12 protein-coding genes are annotated in these 15,452 nt (G+C 59.6%); 6 read left to right on the plus strand and 6 right to left on the minus strand.

Annotation, left to right across the window (positions count from 1 at the left end):
• Window positions 1-91 precede the first annotated feature (91 nt).
• Together ACGHEN_RS02375 and ACGHEN_RS02380 are read right to left on the minus strand one after the other, a co-directional pair.
• Entirely contained in the window at window positions 92-2,332 is a 2,241-nt protein-coding gene (locus tag ACGHEN_RS02375; RefSeq protein WP_117635855.1) for a DNA gyrase subunit A, read from the minus strand.
• A gap of 45 nt (window positions 2,333-2,377) precedes the next feature.
• Window positions 2,378-4,375 (minus strand): type IIA DNA topoisomerase subunit B, encoded by a 1,998-nt coding sequence (locus ACGHEN_RS02380; protein WP_390397109.1) that lies wholly within the window; start codon window positions 4,373-4,375, stop codon window positions 2,378-2,380.
• 465 nt (window positions 4,376-4,840) lie between these two features.
• On the opposite strand from ACGHEN_RS02380, the gene ACGHEN_RS02385 reads away from it, so the two are divergent.
• Window positions 4,841-5,857, plus strand: coding sequence for a hypothetical protein (locus ACGHEN_RS02385; protein WP_390397110.1), 1,017 nt, complete (start codon window positions 4,841-4,843; stop codon window positions 5,855-5,857).
• Between the two features lie 109 nt (window positions 5,858-5,966).
• Here ACGHEN_RS02385 and ACGHEN_RS02390 read toward each other — a convergent pair whose 3' ends face one another.
• From ACGHEN_RS02390 to ACGHEN_RS02400, 3 genes are all read right to left on the minus strand, one after another.
• Window positions 5,967-10,334, minus strand: a complete 4,368-nt coding sequence (locus ACGHEN_RS02390; RefSeq protein ID WP_390397111.1) for a hypothetical protein — start codon at window positions 10,332-10,334, stop codon at window positions 5,967-5,969.
• A gap of 158 nt (window positions 10,335-10,492) precedes the next feature.
• Complete coding sequence (locus tag ACGHEN_RS02395) at window positions 10,493-11,041, minus strand: helix-turn-helix transcriptional regulator (protein WP_390397113.1); 549 nt, start codon at window positions 11,039-11,041, stop codon at window positions 10,493-10,495.
• A complete protein-coding gene (locus ACGHEN_RS02400) occupies window positions 11,041-11,496 on the minus strand; it encodes a hypothetical protein (RefSeq protein ID WP_390397115.1) in 456 nt (151 codons plus the stop codon). The genes ACGHEN_RS02395 and ACGHEN_RS02400 overlap by 1 nt, the downstream gene beginning before the upstream one ends.
• A gap of 66 nt (window positions 11,497-11,562) precedes the next feature.
• On the opposite strand from ACGHEN_RS02400, the gene ACGHEN_RS02405 reads away from it, so the two are divergent.
• The 5 genes from ACGHEN_RS02405 to ACGHEN_RS02425 all read left to right on the plus strand — a co-directional run bounded on the left by ACGHEN_RS02405 (window position 11,563) and on the right by ACGHEN_RS02425 (window position 14,451).
• Window positions 11,563-11,739, plus strand: a complete 177-nt coding sequence (locus tag ACGHEN_RS02405) for a hypothetical protein (protein WP_195625189.1) — start codon at window positions 11,563-11,565, stop codon at window positions 11,737-11,739.
• A gap of 414 nt (window positions 11,740-12,153) precedes the next feature.
• Window positions 12,154-12,474: a PadR family transcriptional regulator gene (locus tag ACGHEN_RS02410; protein ID WP_006234594.1), complete on the plus strand. Its 321-nt coding sequence runs from the start codon at window positions 12,154-12,156 to the stop codon at window positions 12,472-12,474.
• Complete coding sequence (locus tag ACGHEN_RS02415; RefSeq protein ID WP_390397116.1) at window positions 12,461-13,084, plus strand: DUF1700 domain-containing protein; 624 nt, start codon at window positions 12,461-12,463, stop codon at window positions 13,082-13,084. The genes ACGHEN_RS02410 and ACGHEN_RS02415 overlap by 14 nt, the downstream gene beginning before the upstream one ends.
• A gap of 15 nt (window positions 13,085-13,099) precedes the next feature.
• Entirely contained in the window at window positions 13,100-13,354 is a 255-nt protein-coding gene (locus tag ACGHEN_RS02420) for a hypothetical protein (RefSeq protein WP_117848184.1), read from the plus strand.
• A gap of 413 nt (window positions 13,355-13,767) precedes the next feature.
• Window positions 13,768-14,451 (plus strand): hypothetical protein, encoded by a 684-nt coding sequence (locus ACGHEN_RS02425; RefSeq protein ID WP_117848186.1) that lies wholly within the window; start codon window positions 13,768-13,770, stop codon window positions 14,449-14,451.
• Window positions 14,452-14,980: 529 nt separating this feature from the next.
• Here ACGHEN_RS02425 and ACGHEN_RS02430 read toward each other — a convergent pair.
• On the minus strand, window positions 14,981-15,448 hold the full coding sequence (locus tag ACGHEN_RS02430) for an arginase family protein (RefSeq protein WP_390397118.1): 468 nt from the start codon (window positions 15,446-15,448) through the stop codon (window positions 14,981-14,983).
• Window positions 15,449-15,452 lie beyond the last annotated feature (4 nt).

Genomic DNA, 15,452 nt, shown 5'->3' on the forward strand with positions numbered 1-15,452 from the left:
CGTTGCAGCGAGCAGGGCCCGGAGCGCAATGCCGTTGCGTTCCGGGCCTCGTCGCTTTGCGAAGTATCTAACGATCTCGTTGCCGTGGTACCTAGTCAAACAGACTCGGCATGTCGTTTTCTTTCATGAGGGCACCGGCGGAGGGGAGGCTCTGCGCGGTGAACTTCTCGGCTGAGACGCCGGCGCCAAGAATCTCCTCGGTCGTGCCGACGGTGGTGACCGAGCGGCCCTTCTTGGCCGTAAAGGCCTGGACGCCCTGCGTGTTGGTGGTCGTCTTGGTCTTGAGCAGCGACGTGTTGAAGTTCATCAGGCGATAGTCGCTCGAGACCAGCGCGATGTCGCGATCTTCCTTGAGCACCTGGGCATACAGCAGCTTGCTGCCACCGTAGATGGCGTTCTTGAGGCGCTTGCGGTTGGTCTTGGTGACGTATCCAGAAAGCGCGACGCGCACTACGCGGCCGTTCTCAAAGACGAACAGCACGTCGGCTTTGTAGTCCTCGGGGTCGATGACCCAGATGACACTCTCGTCGGGTTCCATCTCGAGGTCGGTGGGCAGGTACGAGCCCAGCTGTGCCGACTTGGTATCCTCAAACGCCGCGACTTTGCACTTATAAACCTGGCTCTTGTTGGTAAACACGAGCAGCTCGTGCGTATTGGAGGACGGGAACTCGATAAAGGGTTTGTCGCCGTCCTTGTACTTGAGCGTGGTCGCCTTCTTGAGTACGCGGTCCGTCATCTTCTTAAGGTAGCCATCGCGCGAAAGCATGATGGTAACCGGATATTCCTCGACCTCGGGCTCCAGGCTTACCTCGATGACCTCATGGGGCTCAATCCTGCCCGTGCGGCGCGGCATCACGTACTTCTTGTTGACCGCGGCCAGCTCGTCGCTGATGACCTTCTTGATGTTCTCCTCGCTGGAGAGGATCTCCTCAAGCTCGGCAATCTCGCCCTCAAGCTTAGCAATGTCCTTGGTGCGGTTGAGGATGTACTCCTCGTTGATGTTGCGGAGCTTGAGCTCGGCAACAAACTCGGCCTGGGTCTCGTCGATGTCGAAACCCTTCATAAGGTTGGGCACGACCTCGGCTTCGAGCTTGGTGCCGCGGATGATGGCGATGGCCTTGTCGATGTCGAGCAAAATCGCCTCGAGGCCGTGCAGCAAGTGCAGACGCTCGGACTTTTTGCCCAGGTCAAAGTTAATGCGGCGACGCGTGGACTCAATACGCCACTTGACCCACTCGTGCAGAATCTGGCGCACGCCCATAACACGGGGATAGCCGTCGACCAGTACGTTAAAGTTGCACGAGAACGAATCCTGCAGCGTGGTCGAGCGATAGAGCTTGGCCATGAGCTTGTCGGGGTCGACACCGCGCTTAAGGTCGATGGCGATGCGCAGGCCCGACAGGTCGGTCTCGTCGCGGATGTCGGCGATCTCTTTGACTTTGCCCTCTTTGGAGAGCTTGACGATGCGCTCGATGATGACATCGGTCTTGGTGGTGTAGGGGATCTCGTAGACCTCGATGATGCGTTCTTCGGGAATCCAGCGCCAGCGGGAGCGGATCTGGAAGCTGCCAAGGCCGGTCTCGACAATCTTTTCCATCTCCTCGCGGCGGTAGATAATCTCGCCGCCGGTCGAGAAGTCGGGCATGGGCATGTACTCGAGCAGGTCGCAGTCGGGGTCCTGCAAGTAGTGCATGGTGGCAGTGCAGACCTCGTTGAGGTTGAAGCCGCAGATGTCGGACGCCATGGCGACGCCGATGCCCTTGTTGGCCGAGACGAGGATATTGGGGAACGTGGTGGGCAGCAGGCGCGGCTCCTTCATGGCGCCGTCGTAGCTGTCAACGAAGTCGACCGGGTCCTTGTCGATGTCCTTGAAGATCTCGGCGCTGATGGGGGAGAGCTTGGCTTCGGTGTAACGCGAAGCGGCGTAGCTCAAGTCGCCCGAATAGTACTTGCCAAAGTTGCCCTTCGATTCAACGAACGGTGCGAGCAACGCCTCGTTGCCGGTTGCCAGGCGCACCATCGTCTCGTAGATCGCGGCGTCGCCGTGTGGGTTGAGCTTCATGGTCTGGCCCACAATGTTGGCGCTCTTCTGGCGCTCGCCCTTGAGCAGACCCATCTTGTACATGGTGTAGAGCAGCTTGCGGTGCGAGGGCTTAAAGCCGTCAATTTCGGGGAAAGCACGCGAGACGTTGACGCTCATGGCGTAGGGCATGTAGTTGACCTCGAGCGTCTGCGTGATCGGCTGGTCGGTGACCTCGGAGTGCAGGCCGATGACGTTCTCGGCGTTGACCTGCTTTTTCTTTGGCTGGTTCTTCGTCTTCTTCTTTGCCACGATATCCTCTTGAACTTCTTATGGGCCGTCGTTATCGATTTGCTGCTACTGCAGGTCCAGCTGGTCCAGGTATTCCTTGCCGTGCTCGGAGATATGGCGCTTGCGGCCCGCTTCGTCGTTGCCCAGCAACAGGTTGAACATGGTTTCCATCTTGGTGACGTCCTCGGGCTCCACCTTGATCAGGCGACGCGTCTCGGGGTTCATGGTGGTGAGCCACATCATGTCCGGGTCGTTCTCGCCAAGACCCTTGGAGCGGTTGATGGAGCACTTTTGGTCGCCAATCTCCTTGAGGATGCCGTTCTTCTCGAGCTCGGTGTAGGCAAAGTAGGTCTTCTCTTTGCAGTTGATCTCGTAGAGCGGCGATTCGGCGATATACACGTAGCCCTCGTCGATAAGCGTGGGCACCAGGCGATAGAGCATGGTGAGCACGAGCGTGCGGATGTGATAACCGTCGACGTCGGCGTCCGTACAGATGATGACCTTGTTCCAGTTGAGGCTGTCCAGGTCAAAGGCGCCGAGGTTCTTGATGCGCTTGTCTTTGATCTCCACGCCGCAGCCCAGCACACGCATAAGGTCCATGATGATGTCGGACTTAAAGATGCGCGGATAGTCCTCCTTCAGGCAGTTGAGGATCTTGCCGCGGACGGGCATAACGCCCTGGAACTCGGCATCGCGCGACGTGCGAATGGCGCCCGCTGCCGAGTCGCCCTCTACGATGTAGATCTCGCGGCGGCTCTTGTCCTTGGAGCGGCAGTCGATGAACTTCTGCACGCGGTTGGCCATGTCGGTCTTTTGCTGCAGGTTGGTCTTGATGCTCTGGCGCGTCTTTTCGGCGTTCTCGCGCGAGCGCTTGTTGATGAGCACCTGCTCCATGATCTTATTGGCGGCGTCCTTGTTCTCGATCAAGTAGGTCGAGAGGCGCTCCTTAAAGAAGGCCGTCATAGCCTGCTGGATAAAGCGGTTATTAATAGCCTTCTTGGTTTGGTTTTCGTAGGACGTCTGGGTGGAGAAGCAGTTAGTCACCAGAACCAGGCAGTCCTGGACGTCCTGCCATTTGATGCCGCTCTCGTTTTTGTTGTACTTGCCCTGTTGCTTAATGTAGGCATCGATGGCGCTGGTCAGAGCGCTGCGGGCGGCCTTCTCGGGCGAGCCGCCATTCTCGAGCCACGATGAGTTGTGGTAGTACTCCTGCATCATGAAGGTGCGCGAGAAGCACATGCACGCGGTAATCTTCACGTTGTAGTCGGGCAGGTCCTCGCGGTCGCGACCTCGACGGTCGGCCTCGATAAAGAAAGGCTCGGTAAGGTAGTCGGTACCGACCTTCTCGAGCACATAGTCCTCGATGCCCTTGGGGTAGCAAAAGTCCTCTTCGGAAAACTCGCCATCGTCGCCCTCGATGCGCAGGCGGAAGGTCACGTTGGCGTTGACCACGGCCTGGCGGCGCATGGTCTCGCGATACCAGTCGTGGGGAATGCTGATGGAAGTAAAGACCTCAAGATCGGGGCGCCACTTGATGGTGGTGCCGGTGCGGTTCTCGTCGCTGGGCTCAATCTCGAGTGCCTTCTTTTTGGCACCGACGACCTTGCCCTTCTTAAAGTGCAGGGAGTACTTGTTGCCGTCGCGCCAAACCGTGACGTCCATGTACTCGGATGCGTACTGGGTCGCGCACGAGCCCAAGCCGTTGGTACCGAGCGAGAAGTCGTAGTCGCCGCCCTGGTTGTTGTTATACTTGCCGCCGGCGTAGAGCTCGCAAAAGACGAGCTCCCAGTTAAAGCGCTTCTCGGAAGGGTTCCAGTCGAGCGGGCAGCCACGGCCGTTGTCCTCTACCTGAATGGAACCATCGCGAAAGGCGGTAAGGGTGATGAGCTTGCCGTAGCCCTGGCGCGCCTCGTCAACGGCGTTGGACAGGATCTCGAAGGCGGCATGTGCGCAGCCGTCGAGCCCGTCCGAGCCAAAGATGACGGCGGGGCGCAGGCGTACGCGCTCCTCGTCCTTGAGCTGGCGGATACTGTCGTTACCATAGTTTGCGGTGTTTTTTGCCATACTCGCTCTCTCGGTGCTCCTTTGCTGCGTTTAAGTCATATAGATAGTCAAGGTAGCATAGCCCAGCCCTTGGGCGATTCCACCCAACACGAAATCCATCGAACAATCGTTCGGAATTTGGTGGAACAGCGTTTACTCGGACAAATCCGAGTCGGTTCTGTCCGAGTAAGTTTGAAAGCGGTCGAATGCGTCCTGCTGCGTTTGCGGTTGGACGCGTTTGTCAAAAACGCGCCATGCGGATTGTTGGATTGAATCGAACATTGGGACATGCGTCTCGTTTTGTGGGCCGAGGGTATGCGAACTGGGGCCCTTTTGGTCTGAAAGGGGGTCTAACGGGGCGTTATTTGGGCCACGGGTCACTTCGCCGGCGCCGTGTTTCGTCATACGCTCATTGTGGAAGCCGATGCCACGGGGCGACGAAGGCCTCGGGCAACGGATGAGCTGCAAGCGAAAGGAGCGGTGAGGATGATGAAGCCCATGACGAAGAAGCTGCTGTTAGGAATTCCCACCGTGGCGCTTTCGGCTGTGTTGGCGTGTACGCTTGCTGGCTGCGGCGGTAATGCGCCGAGTGGCTCGGGCGGGAGCGCACCTGTGCAGGAGAAGTCCAAGAAGGCCAAGGCCTATGATTCGCAGACGGTCGAGGTAGCAGGCATTACCTATGAGTCTGTGGCTCACGGTACGTTCTATCGCGGCGATGCCAAGCTGCAGGACGGCTTTTACCTGCACATCAAGATCACCAACAACAACACAAAGAACAGGACGTTCAGTTCCTTTAACGTGCATGCTGCCCAGGGTGATCTTGAGGCAGGCGACCCGTTGTTTACTTCCGGCAAGGCGGCCGTGCTCGACTACGTTGCAAGCGAGGCTCCCGATGAGCTGCACGAGGGCATCGACCTTTCCGAGAGGCCAGATATCGGCCCGGGCGAGACCGTTGAGTACGTGTATTTCTGGGCGCCCAAGACGGCGTACTACGGGCCCATCACTGTCGAGTTCGTAGACGCTTATGCCCCCGCCAAGAATCATGAGGCCATGCACTTTGACACCACGGGATGCGAGACCAAGGAGTTCAAGGCGGCCGGCGGTGTGGCCGATTCTGGTGACGCGGCCAATATGACCGGCATCGATTGCGCATCGTACAGTATTGAGGCCGCCGATGGGTACACGCTGGATTCGTCCAACGAAGAGCACGAAAAGGCAGACTTCTTCCACGACGAGACTGGAGGACGCCTGAACATCAGCATCTTCCCGCGCTCGCCGGAGGAAGAGGTTGCAAGCCTAGAGCAGATCTACGAAGGTAAGGAGACAACAACCGACCAGGTCGAGTACAACGGCATAACGTGGCTGCGCTTTACCGGTCCCGACAACGGCCATACACTGTTTGCGACGGCTCCCGCAACGGGTGAAACCGTCCGCGTGTCGATCGGCTGGAAGATCGACTGGGATGCTGCCGTGCCCATGATGGAGGCGCTGAAGCTCAAGTAACGCCGCGAGTCTCACGTCAGGCGACTCAGGGCTGGCTCCGAGTTATCAGGGCCAGCCCTTTTGGTGTTCGATGAGCCGAGTCGGCGTCTCTCGCAAAGGTAACTGGGAGCTAGCGAGGCGTATCCGAATTGACCTCATCGGCGGTGTCGTTTTCGAGCACCGTGCGGCGGGCGCTGTAGGCGACGAGGCCGGCGCCTGCCACGGCGAGTGCTGCAGCGGCTGCCGTAAGGGGAGCGTTGACATCGCCCGTGCCCGCAAGTGCGCCCGCTTTTCCGGAGCGCTTGTTATTGTCGTGGTCCTTGCCACTGCCGGAGCTGCTTCCGCCGGAGCCGCCGCCCTCGTCAGTACCGCCGCCACTTGAGCCACCATCGCCGTCCGCCGTCATCGGGGCGTCGTGAAGTCCTGTCGTATCCGCGCTATCGCATACGCCGACCTGAATTTCTGAGCGTTCGCATGCCGCGTCGGGCACATGAAGCTCGTGCAATACGGCACCCAGCGCCGAGTTTGCGCCCGGTCGGATTTCCTTGAGCGTTACGGGATCGAGCGCCACCAGGTCACGCGCCTTCGCATGCAGCGTTACGCGTTTGCCCACTTCGTCGCTCCAACTCTCGGGGATAGCGAAGCTCATGCGGAACTGTGCCGTGCAACCCGGTGCCAGCACGGCGTTGCCGTTGTCGGCTACCAGTGGGTGTGTTGCAAAACGTGTGCCCAGCGTCTCGAGCGCGTACTTCACGTGTGCCATGTCGTTGGCCGAAGCGTCTTCGGCAAGCTCTGGATCGTAGATCGAAGCCATGCGTGCGTTCGCTCCGAATCCGATGGATGCGCTGGAGAACGGCTGGCTGGAGCCCTCTCGGTACAGATCGATCGTGCCGGCGGTCAGCAAAGTGTTGCCGTCGTTTCGCACCGTGACCATGAAGGATTCGCCTGCTGCTCCGGGCACCACTGCGCCCGAGGTGGCAACCGCGCCCGTCGGAGTGGCACATGCCACCAAGGGTACTTCGATGCCGTGCAGCTCTGCCTCGCTCTGCCCCGCGCTCACAATGTGCGTGGCGAGCGCGGAGAGCATGCCTCCCGACGTCAAAAATGTCGTTATCTGATCGACGGGATGGTCCAGCTCGCACATCACGAACGGCTCCGTGAACAGATCGCCTGCCAAGGTGCTGGCGAAGATGCGGAAGTGCTTGCCCATCACTGCTACCGGGTTGCCTTCTTCGTCGTAGGTTTGCCCCACCTTGCCATCGGTGTTCTCTACATAGAGCGCGCACCTGCCGTTGTTGCTTACGCTAAACGATGCCGGGCCACAGCCTGCGGCACCCACGGGCTGCGTTGCAAATGCCGATGCGCCTCGCGTCCAAGTAATATGCTGCAGTTGCTCGTTGACGGTAGCCAAAAAGCCCGTGTGCTGCGGCCACGGCACCGCGTGGGGTACTGTGGCATCTGGCGACATAACGCCCCAGCTCGCAATGGACTGGCCGATCACGGCGTACGATGCACAGCCACAACCGCCTGCGGTCTCGTATGCAATGGGCACCACCATTTTGCCGTTGATATTCTCGGGCGCGCCGAGCTCGATGCTCGACGGTGCCTGCGGAAAGCGGAGGACCTGACGGAACGTGAGACTGTCGCCCGAAACGTCCGACCACAGGGTAAAGCACTCCAGCGCAACCTCGGCCTCGCTGCCGAGCGTCTTTTCTGCGGTGGTTCCGCGGCGGTGGAGGTAGGCGCCCGACAGGCGCCCGTCGACAAGTGTCTTGCCCACCGTGATGCGTGGGCACTGCAGGCAATGGTAGCCATCCTCCTGAAGGCGGCCGCGCGAGATGCTGCGCCACGACGTGTGCGATATCACGCGAACTCCGTCGTTGCTTATGCGCAGGCGCACAACGGACAGTATGCCGGATGTGCTCGCCGTATCGAAAAGGGTGTTGTCGCCGGCGGGGCGCTCGCCCGAGACCAGCAGCACGTAGGCGTCCTGGTTTCCTCTTCCGTCCGTATATTCCACTACGTCGAAGTCGTAATCGTATATGCTGTCGCGCTCCACGTCGCCCTCGCCAAACCCAAGGGGAAAGTCCACAGGCGTGGGAGCGGACCACGTCCCGTTTGCCTTTGTGTGTACCACCAGGCGCGAGCGACCATTGTCGCCGTAGCGCACCGAGGCGATACGGAACAGGCATTCTACGCCGGCAATCATTGCCAGCTTCATGTGGGCTTCGCTGAGCACGCCAGCAAACAGCACGTTGTCGCTCGAGGGCTTGATGCCGCCACGCTCGTCCTCCGACACGCCGGCAGAATCGGCGTTCGGGTCGGCAACGGTGTTCGTTGCCTGACCGATGTAGGTGTACTCATACATCGGCGCGGCGTTTTCGTCGTTCTCTATCAGTGCATGGACGAAATGCTCGATCTGTCCCGTGTCGTCGCTTTCTGCATCCGCCTCGAGCTCAATGCGCGTGACCGCCCGATCCCAATCGCGCACGACAGGCGCGGCGTTTACGGCAGTGGCCTTAACCTCAGCGCGTGCGAGCAGCTCGGCGTTGGTGACGATGGTGGCCGATGCGATAAATTGCGGCACGCCGCCCGCCTCGATGTTGCCGGGCATGCCGAAGCGGGCATCCAACGTGTAAGGCGTATCTCCACCCAATGCGAGCTCAGAGCGCTGGAGCACATACTGGTTGCTATTGTTCACCGACATATTCCACGAATCGAGGAGTGTGGGCCACGATCCCGACCAAGCCTTGGTGGTCCACTTGAACATTACGAACTGGAGTATCACATCGACATCGACGTCTGCACCCACGCGCAGCCGCGGAAGCTGGTGCCCGTCCGCCTTCTCGTACCCAATGAACAGGGTGAGGGATGCGGCGCCACGCACGGCAGACGAGGCGACGCCTGCAACGCCGGCGCCAAAGGTAACGGCAAGCCCGATCTGGATGGTGAATGAGCCCGACGTGTTGGAATAGTCGAGCGAAATGTTCTTGAAAAACGCCGCGCCGCTGCCGTGCGTGTGGGCACCCACGGCGAGCGCCAGCTTCGCCAGCACCCAGGGGTTGACGTTTAGGAAAAAGGGCACCGGTCCTAGGGTAAACTGCTCGGTCCAATTGAGGTCGGTTCTTACCTGGAAGAGGGCCTTAATATTGCCGTATGCGGGGTCGTTGTTGCTGCCCCAGGTTTTGCCTACCCAATCGTAGGCGAGCGATCCGTACACCTGTGTGGCGATATCCATCGTGAACAGCAGCGTGCAATGGTGGCGAAGGAGCTTGGTGTTTCTTGGATCAGTGCCCGAACCGGCACTCATGCTCTTGTACTGATTCCACTTCCCTTCCATCTCGTCGAGGTAGCGGTTTGCCTGCTTGGCGCCCGACTCGCGCGGCGATTTCTTCCAGTATTCCAGATCAGGGTTGCCCGAATCGTTCATATAGCTGGCTGGTTTGTATCCTCCGCCAAACAGCACGTACCCGGCAAAAGAGAAATCGAACAAAATGGGGAATGAGGGCATCCAGCACGTGAACTTATTGCCGCCGATGCCGGGAAACGCCGCCGGAAAATCAAACGGAGTGATCTCTTGGTCCATGGTAGTAGGAATGATGGTGGTCGAGCCCGATTCTGCCTTTGCGGCCGGCGCGGTGACAACGGCCATGGGAGAGGAGAGCGTGTAGGTTTTGCCCTGATAGTCGAGCACAAAGCGCAGCTTGCATCCTTCCTCCAGAAGGCCCGATGCCGCATCGAGGAACTTGTCTTCGAGCGTGAATGTCGCCAGATTATCCGAACCCGATGCACCGGCCTTGACTTGGCCAATTTGCGTGACGGTTTCGGGCGAGCTGCCCGTGGCGGGCAATACCTTGTTGATGCACAGCGTTGCCTGTCCACCCTGTGGCAGATGTGCCTGCACGGTAAAGGAGTGCGTATCGGGCTGTTCGTTTGCCGTGTCGTCCTTCGGCAATGCCATGAACGTGGCTTCAGCGTACTGGATGTCCCATTCGTCGAATGTGAGCTGGCGAAAGTACGGCTCGCCATCGGAGAGCGGACGTGTGGGTGCGGTAATGGCGGTGCCGCCTTGGACACGCGCGAGGGGAATCTCGACATCGCGGTAGCCTTTCATGCTGATGGAGATACCGCCGTTAAAGTCGTACGCGTCAAGGAGTGTTGCCTCGTCCACGTAGCCTTCCGAAAGCGGCGCGACCTCAAAAATGGCCGTGCCTTCGTCATCGGTAGTGGCGGTGAGCTGCTTGCCTGCGGCATAGCGCGATGTGAGCGTGACCTGGGCACCCGCGATGGGCGTATTCTTGTTGGCGACATCGACCACGACCACACCAAACATGGTGCGCGAGAGAACGAGCACCCTGAAGGGGTCTTTTTCGTCGGCATAGGCTTCGGTGGGCGCGAACGGCAATATGAAGGCGTTTGCGCTTCCTGGCACGCGCGGCAACATAATGCTCGCCAGCGAGGACGCTCCGGCAACAAGTAACGAACGGCGATCAAGCATCTTTGGCTCCCATCCCGCAGGCATCGGTGGAAATAATCCAATTTTGCGAGAAGGCATCCTGTCACGGTAGTGCCGTTCGATGGCCAAAATGTCCAATTTGAGCGCGCGAAAGCGTCAGGCCCCCCGGAGCGCTTTCGATACGCCGGGCAGTCTGGCCGCTAGCGCAACATGTGGGCAACCAGCTCGGCGCGAGTTCCGATACCAAGCTTGGCATACACTCCTGATAGGCGGTTTTTAACAGTGCCCGGCGATACTTCCATGTGGCGTGCGATTTCGGCGTTGGTCCATCCGCGGCAGGCGAGCATGGCCATGGTGAATTCCGTGGTCGTTAGATCGTCGGCCACGTCCTCGCCCGAATCAGGGTTGTGGATGCGCCGCCAGCCGTAGCTGAAGCGGTACGTGATCTCGATGATGCGCGCGAAGTCGTCTGGGTATTGCGTTTTTAGGCACGCCTCGATGAGCCCCTGTAAAAGGCCGTGGTGCTCGCCAATGAGCTCGATAAGGCCGTCGGGGCGCGCAATGCCCCAAGCGGCTCCGAAGTGTGCCTTTGCGGCGTCGATGTCCTTGAGGCTCATGCATGCCATGGAAGCTGCCAGGTGCAGGAACAGTTCCGAGATCGGATAACTTCCCTGTTTCATGATCAGGGCGTTTTCCGCCATGCCCAGACTGCGGCCATATTCGCCGCGCAGGTACAGGGCATGCGCCATCACGTAGCTGGCGAACAGGCGCAGGCCTTCGGGCAGATGCGCCGCAAGTGGATAAACTCTTCGGCAGAATACGGGGAAGGCAAGTGCAACAGGACGCTCGCGGCCGAGGCGAACAGGATATGCGTGGCGTGGATGGCGGGCGATTCCTCGTCGGCTGGCGTATCGAGGATGCCAGCAAGGCACCGGCGGGCGTCGGCGATACGGTTGAGCGACAGACTGGCATATCCGCAGATAAAGCATGCGGAATAGCGCAGTGCGGGGTCGGTGGCGTCAAGATAGGGGCGTGCTGTCTCGGCGGCGAGCGTGGCCTGTCCGCGAAAGTACAGCGCTTCTGCCGTGGCGATGGTGCGTGAATCGGGGTCGGAAATGCCTGCAACCGCAGCGTCGATCTGCCCCGGCACAAAGGCGGTGCACATCAACGGCATGGGAACGCATGGGTAGCCATCGCAGTCCATCTTCCATCTCCCAACAGCTGGCAACAATAGCAGCAATTGTACTCCTGTTGCTCGGGACTGGAATTGTTGGGTATTGCCTACGATTATGCCGAACGCATAAAGGAAGAGTCTATTGGCGATGCTCTCAAGGTGGCTACCGAAGCCAAGCTGACCTCGATATTAGGAAAAATTGCCACCCCTGCAAAAAGCTCTGTCGCAGTGATGGGAAACGCATCTTCTGGGCATTCCGGCGTCTCCAGCTAGCGCTGGACTGCTGCTGTCGCCTGCGCGTTGGCGAGCGGGGCGTGGGGACCGTCCGGCGACCAGCGGTGACGGGCGAGCCCTGCCGCGTGCGTGGGCCTCCATCGGCGTAGACCCATGACCCCTATGGCATCGGAGAAGTCCACCATCGCGTCCAGGACCTTACCGTCCGGCACGCCCAGCCTAGCGGCTCCCTTGAACCCAAGGTTGAAGGGGGGTGTTGTACAAGGCATATGGGGCCGAGTGGAAGTGGATCAAAAGAGCGTTACTTGACGTTTCATGCATAATGCCAACCGCCCCGCGATATCACGTTCGCAGCGCGCAGGGGCCGGAGAATCTTCGCGATGAGAGTTGACGTCTAATACCTTGCATCGTATAGTGTGTATAGCATAGTATATGACGAGAGGAGGTGTGCGGATGGAGGCACAGATGAAGCGCGGCTTCCTGGAGGCCTGCGTGCTCGCGGCCGTCTCCGGCGAGGAGTCCTACGGCTACCAGATCGTGAAGGACGTACCGGCGAGCATGGGGCTCACGGAGTCGACGCTCTACCCGCTGCTCAAGCGCCTGGAGAAGGCCGGGTGCATCACGGCGCGCTCCGCCGAGCACAACGGGCGGCTGCGCCGGTACTACCGCATCACGGACGACGGGCGAGCGCGCATCGAGGAGTTCCTGGCCGAGTGGCCGTCCGTACGGGAGATTTACGCATACGTTGAGGGGGCGCACCATGACGCGCGATGAGTTCCTGGACCGGCTGGGCGAGCTGCTCGCCTGCCTGCCGACCGAACAGATGGAGGAGACCAAGGCGTTCTATGCGGAGGCCATCGCCGACCGCATGGAGGACGGCATGAGCGAGGAGGAAGCCGTGGCCGCCATGGGCACGCCCGGCGAGGTGGCGGAGGCCACGCTCGACGACCTGCCCGCCGTGCCGCGCGCGATCGCGAGGACGCGCCGGCGCAGCACCGCGCTGCTGTGGGTGCTGACCATCGTGGGCTCCCCGGTGTGGGTGCCGCTGCTCGCCGCCTTCGCCGCCGTGGCCGTCACGGTCTATATCTGCATCTGGGTGCTGGCGCTCTGCGTGTGGATCGTCGCGGCGGCACTCGGGGGCGTGGGCGTAGTTGAGCTCCTGCTTGCCGTAAGCGGCGTCATCATCGGCCACTTCCCGTACGCCCTCGCCTCGGCGGGCGTGGGGCTCGGCCTCGTCGGCGTGGCGCTCTTCGTTGGTGCTGGCGCTTGGGCAGCCTCAAAACAAATTGCGCGCCTCTCGGCGCTCTGGGCGAGGAAGGCCGCCTCGCCCTTCTGGAAGGGTAAGGGCGAGAAGGGCGGCGCTGCCGCGCATCTCGCGGCGTAGAAAGGAGTGAGTACCATGACCAGTGCGAAGAAGATCTACCTCGCCGTGGCGGGCGGGCTCGTTGCCGCGGGTGTTGTCCTCGCGGGCATTGGCTTTATCGCTTCGGGTTTCGACCCGGCCGTGTTCACAACCCATATAGACACACGCGACAGCACCATCGTGCTCGGCGGCGTCGAGGTGGACGACCCGATGGGCCTCCCCCTCATCGAGCAGCTCGCCAATCTGGGCGAGATCGACACCTCCGGCGTCGCGGATCCCGCCGCGCCCTAGGCGCAGCGAGCCCGGGCGCTCTGCCCGCCAAGCTGCGTAAGCCGGCGAAACCCGAACCTCAACCTCTACGCAACTGGCCCCAAGCCTGCGCCGATTCGCTCTCAGCGCCGCGCGGGGGCCCGTGACGCATGCCCAAAAAGGTACGAGGAGAAAGGAACGCGATGACGACAACCACGCCCTTCCGCCTTCACGGGGCCACGCAGGACCGGAAGCGACTGGGCCGTGCGGTGGGGCTGTGCTTGGATTGGCTACACTGATATGGACAGTTCCGTGAGGGGTGCGAGAGGCGGGACTCTGGGGAGATCTTCGAGGAGGAGTGTCTCGACTGGAAGCGTGGGTTCAGTGGAGCAGGAACCTAATCTCTGTCTCTCTTGCTTTTTTGATTTGTTGAGAAGCCGGCATTTGGGGGCATTTTGGATAGCGAACAGTTCAAACAAGAAGCTGAGAAAATAGAACAAAGCCTGAGTGCCTTGAGAGTCGCCGAGCGCAATGCAGTGATTCCCTTCATGAACGGCGACTTTACCCAATGGGATCTATATCTGGCATCCTCCTCTGAGTATGCGATGAGACTGATAGACGGATTCATCTCCATGCTCGAGTCGAGGAATCTTGTTTGCGTCGCCCAGCTTCTCCGCGCACAGGTTGGAGTCTGCCTGCGGACATTCGCATTATTCGCCGCCGAAGACCAGGATGACTTTCTCAAGCAGGTGTTTCAAGGTGTGCCTGTGAACAAGCTGAAAGATTTCTCGGGTGAGAAGATGTCCGATGGAAGACTTCAAGACTTACTCGAGAAGTTCGATCCAAAGGTAAAAGATGTATACAAGGTGACGTCTGGATTCGTCCACTTCTCCATTGATATTCTGCCGAGCATGGGTGTGCCTGGGGAGGGCTATGAGGTCGAGTTTAATTTTGGAGCCGAGCCCAACGAGAGAAACAATGCGCCTCTCGTGGAATGCGGCAAGGCGTTCTGCCACTATGTCGACCTGCATCTCCAGATGCTCCATAAGGTGATTGCTTCGGATGAATGGTATGCCGATCGATTCCGTATCGATTCCGATGGTCCTGCAGACGAGGCCTCGAAAAGCGAGAAGGTGTAGGTCGAACGCATTGACGCTGCCTTGACAGCATCCCGATATGATAACGAATGGGAGGTTCCCTGCGAAATGTGCGCCTCTGTATATTCTCGCTAGGACGCCCTCGACCGATAAGGCATCGTTGAGTTCAATTTGAGTTCAGCTCGGGTGCCTGAAAATCGCCCAACTCTGATAAAAGGGGAGACGACGGTACACCACGTAGACGAGAGGCTATGGAAGTGCACGATTTGATTATATTGGCGCGCTAAACCGCCCCGCTGCCCAACTTGAACTCCGCTCACGCGTGTATGGGGCTGCGAGAGGTAACGGCCTGCGGCCTCCTTTGTGTGCTCGATGATATCTTCGAGCATGCCGGGCATGGCGGAGACATTCGCTGCAATCCAGCCGTGTTCAAGCGCCGTTTCGGATAGGAGCGAGATGGGGCTGTCTTGCCCGTTTCCCTTGCACCCGTAAAGATGGTTGACAGTTTGGGGTCTCCCGGGTCTTTAGCTTTTACCGTGCTAGATGCCTCATGGAAACTGTTGGACTTTAATCAGACAGACCCAGCATGTCGTTTTCCTCCATGAGGACATCGGCTAAAACCGCAACACCTATGCTTGTTTAAGCAAACTTCCTGATAGTCGTGGAGCTGCTGTAGCCCGACATGCAGGACATCGCTCGGCTTAAACACCGGATGCCGCATCCGCGAAACGAGTTGCGGTGCACCCTGTTCCAAAAGGCTGCCAAGTACCATGGCGTGAGCGTTGGGGTAGCCATCATTCAGCGTGGATACATCCGGATGCGCATAGATCCAGACGATTCCAACGTTCTCGTATTTCCCGTGCAGGTAATCGAAGAGGGCAGGCGACACCATACAGTTGCCGCCGACGGTCACGACTCTGTCGGGGTTTTCTGCCGCAAGCTTCCTCTGCGCATCCTGAATCCCCGCCAGGACTTCGTCCTCGGCATAGATGCGAACTGCCTCCCATTTCTCATGTCCAAGTTTTGGGACGCGTTTCACAATG

The sequence above is a fragment of the Collinsella sp. i06-0019-1H4 genome, from assembly GCF_042849575.1.
Taxonomy (GTDB): domain Bacteria; phylum Actinomycetota; class Coriobacteriia; order Coriobacteriales; family Coriobacteriaceae; genus Collinsella.

Coding starts and splice junctions, on each gene's coding strand:
- ACGHEN_RS02380 (WP_390397109.1), bottom strand. CDS start 4,375: ATGGCAAAAAACACCGCAAACTATGGTAACGACAGTATCCGCCAGCTC.
- ACGHEN_RS02420 (WP_117848184.1), top strand. CDS start 13,100: ATGACCAGTGCGAAGAAGATCTACCTCGCCGTGGCGGGCGGGCTCGTT.
- ACGHEN_RS02400 (WP_390397115.1), bottom strand. CDS start 11,496: ATGGACTGCGATGGCTACCCATGCGTTCCCATGCCGTTGATGTGCACC.
- ACGHEN_RS02385 (WP_390397110.1), top strand. CDS start 4,841: ATGATGAAGCCCATGACGAAGAAGCTGCTGTTAGGAATTCCCACCGTG.
- ACGHEN_RS02410 (WP_006234594.1), top strand. CDS start 12,154: ATGGAGGCACAGATGAAGCGCGGCTTCCTGGAGGCCTGCGTGCTCGCG.
- ACGHEN_RS02415 (WP_390397116.1), top strand. CDS start 12,461: ATGACGCGCGATGAGTTCCTGGACCGGCTGGGCGAGCTGCTCGCCTGC.
- ACGHEN_RS02395 (WP_390397113.1), bottom strand. CDS start 11,041: ATGGCGCATGCCCTGTACCTGCGCGGCGAATATGGCCGCAGTCTGGGC.
- ACGHEN_RS02390 (WP_390397111.1), bottom strand. CDS start 10,334: ATGCTTGATCGCCGTTCGTTACTTGTTGCCGGAGCGTCCTCGCTGGCG.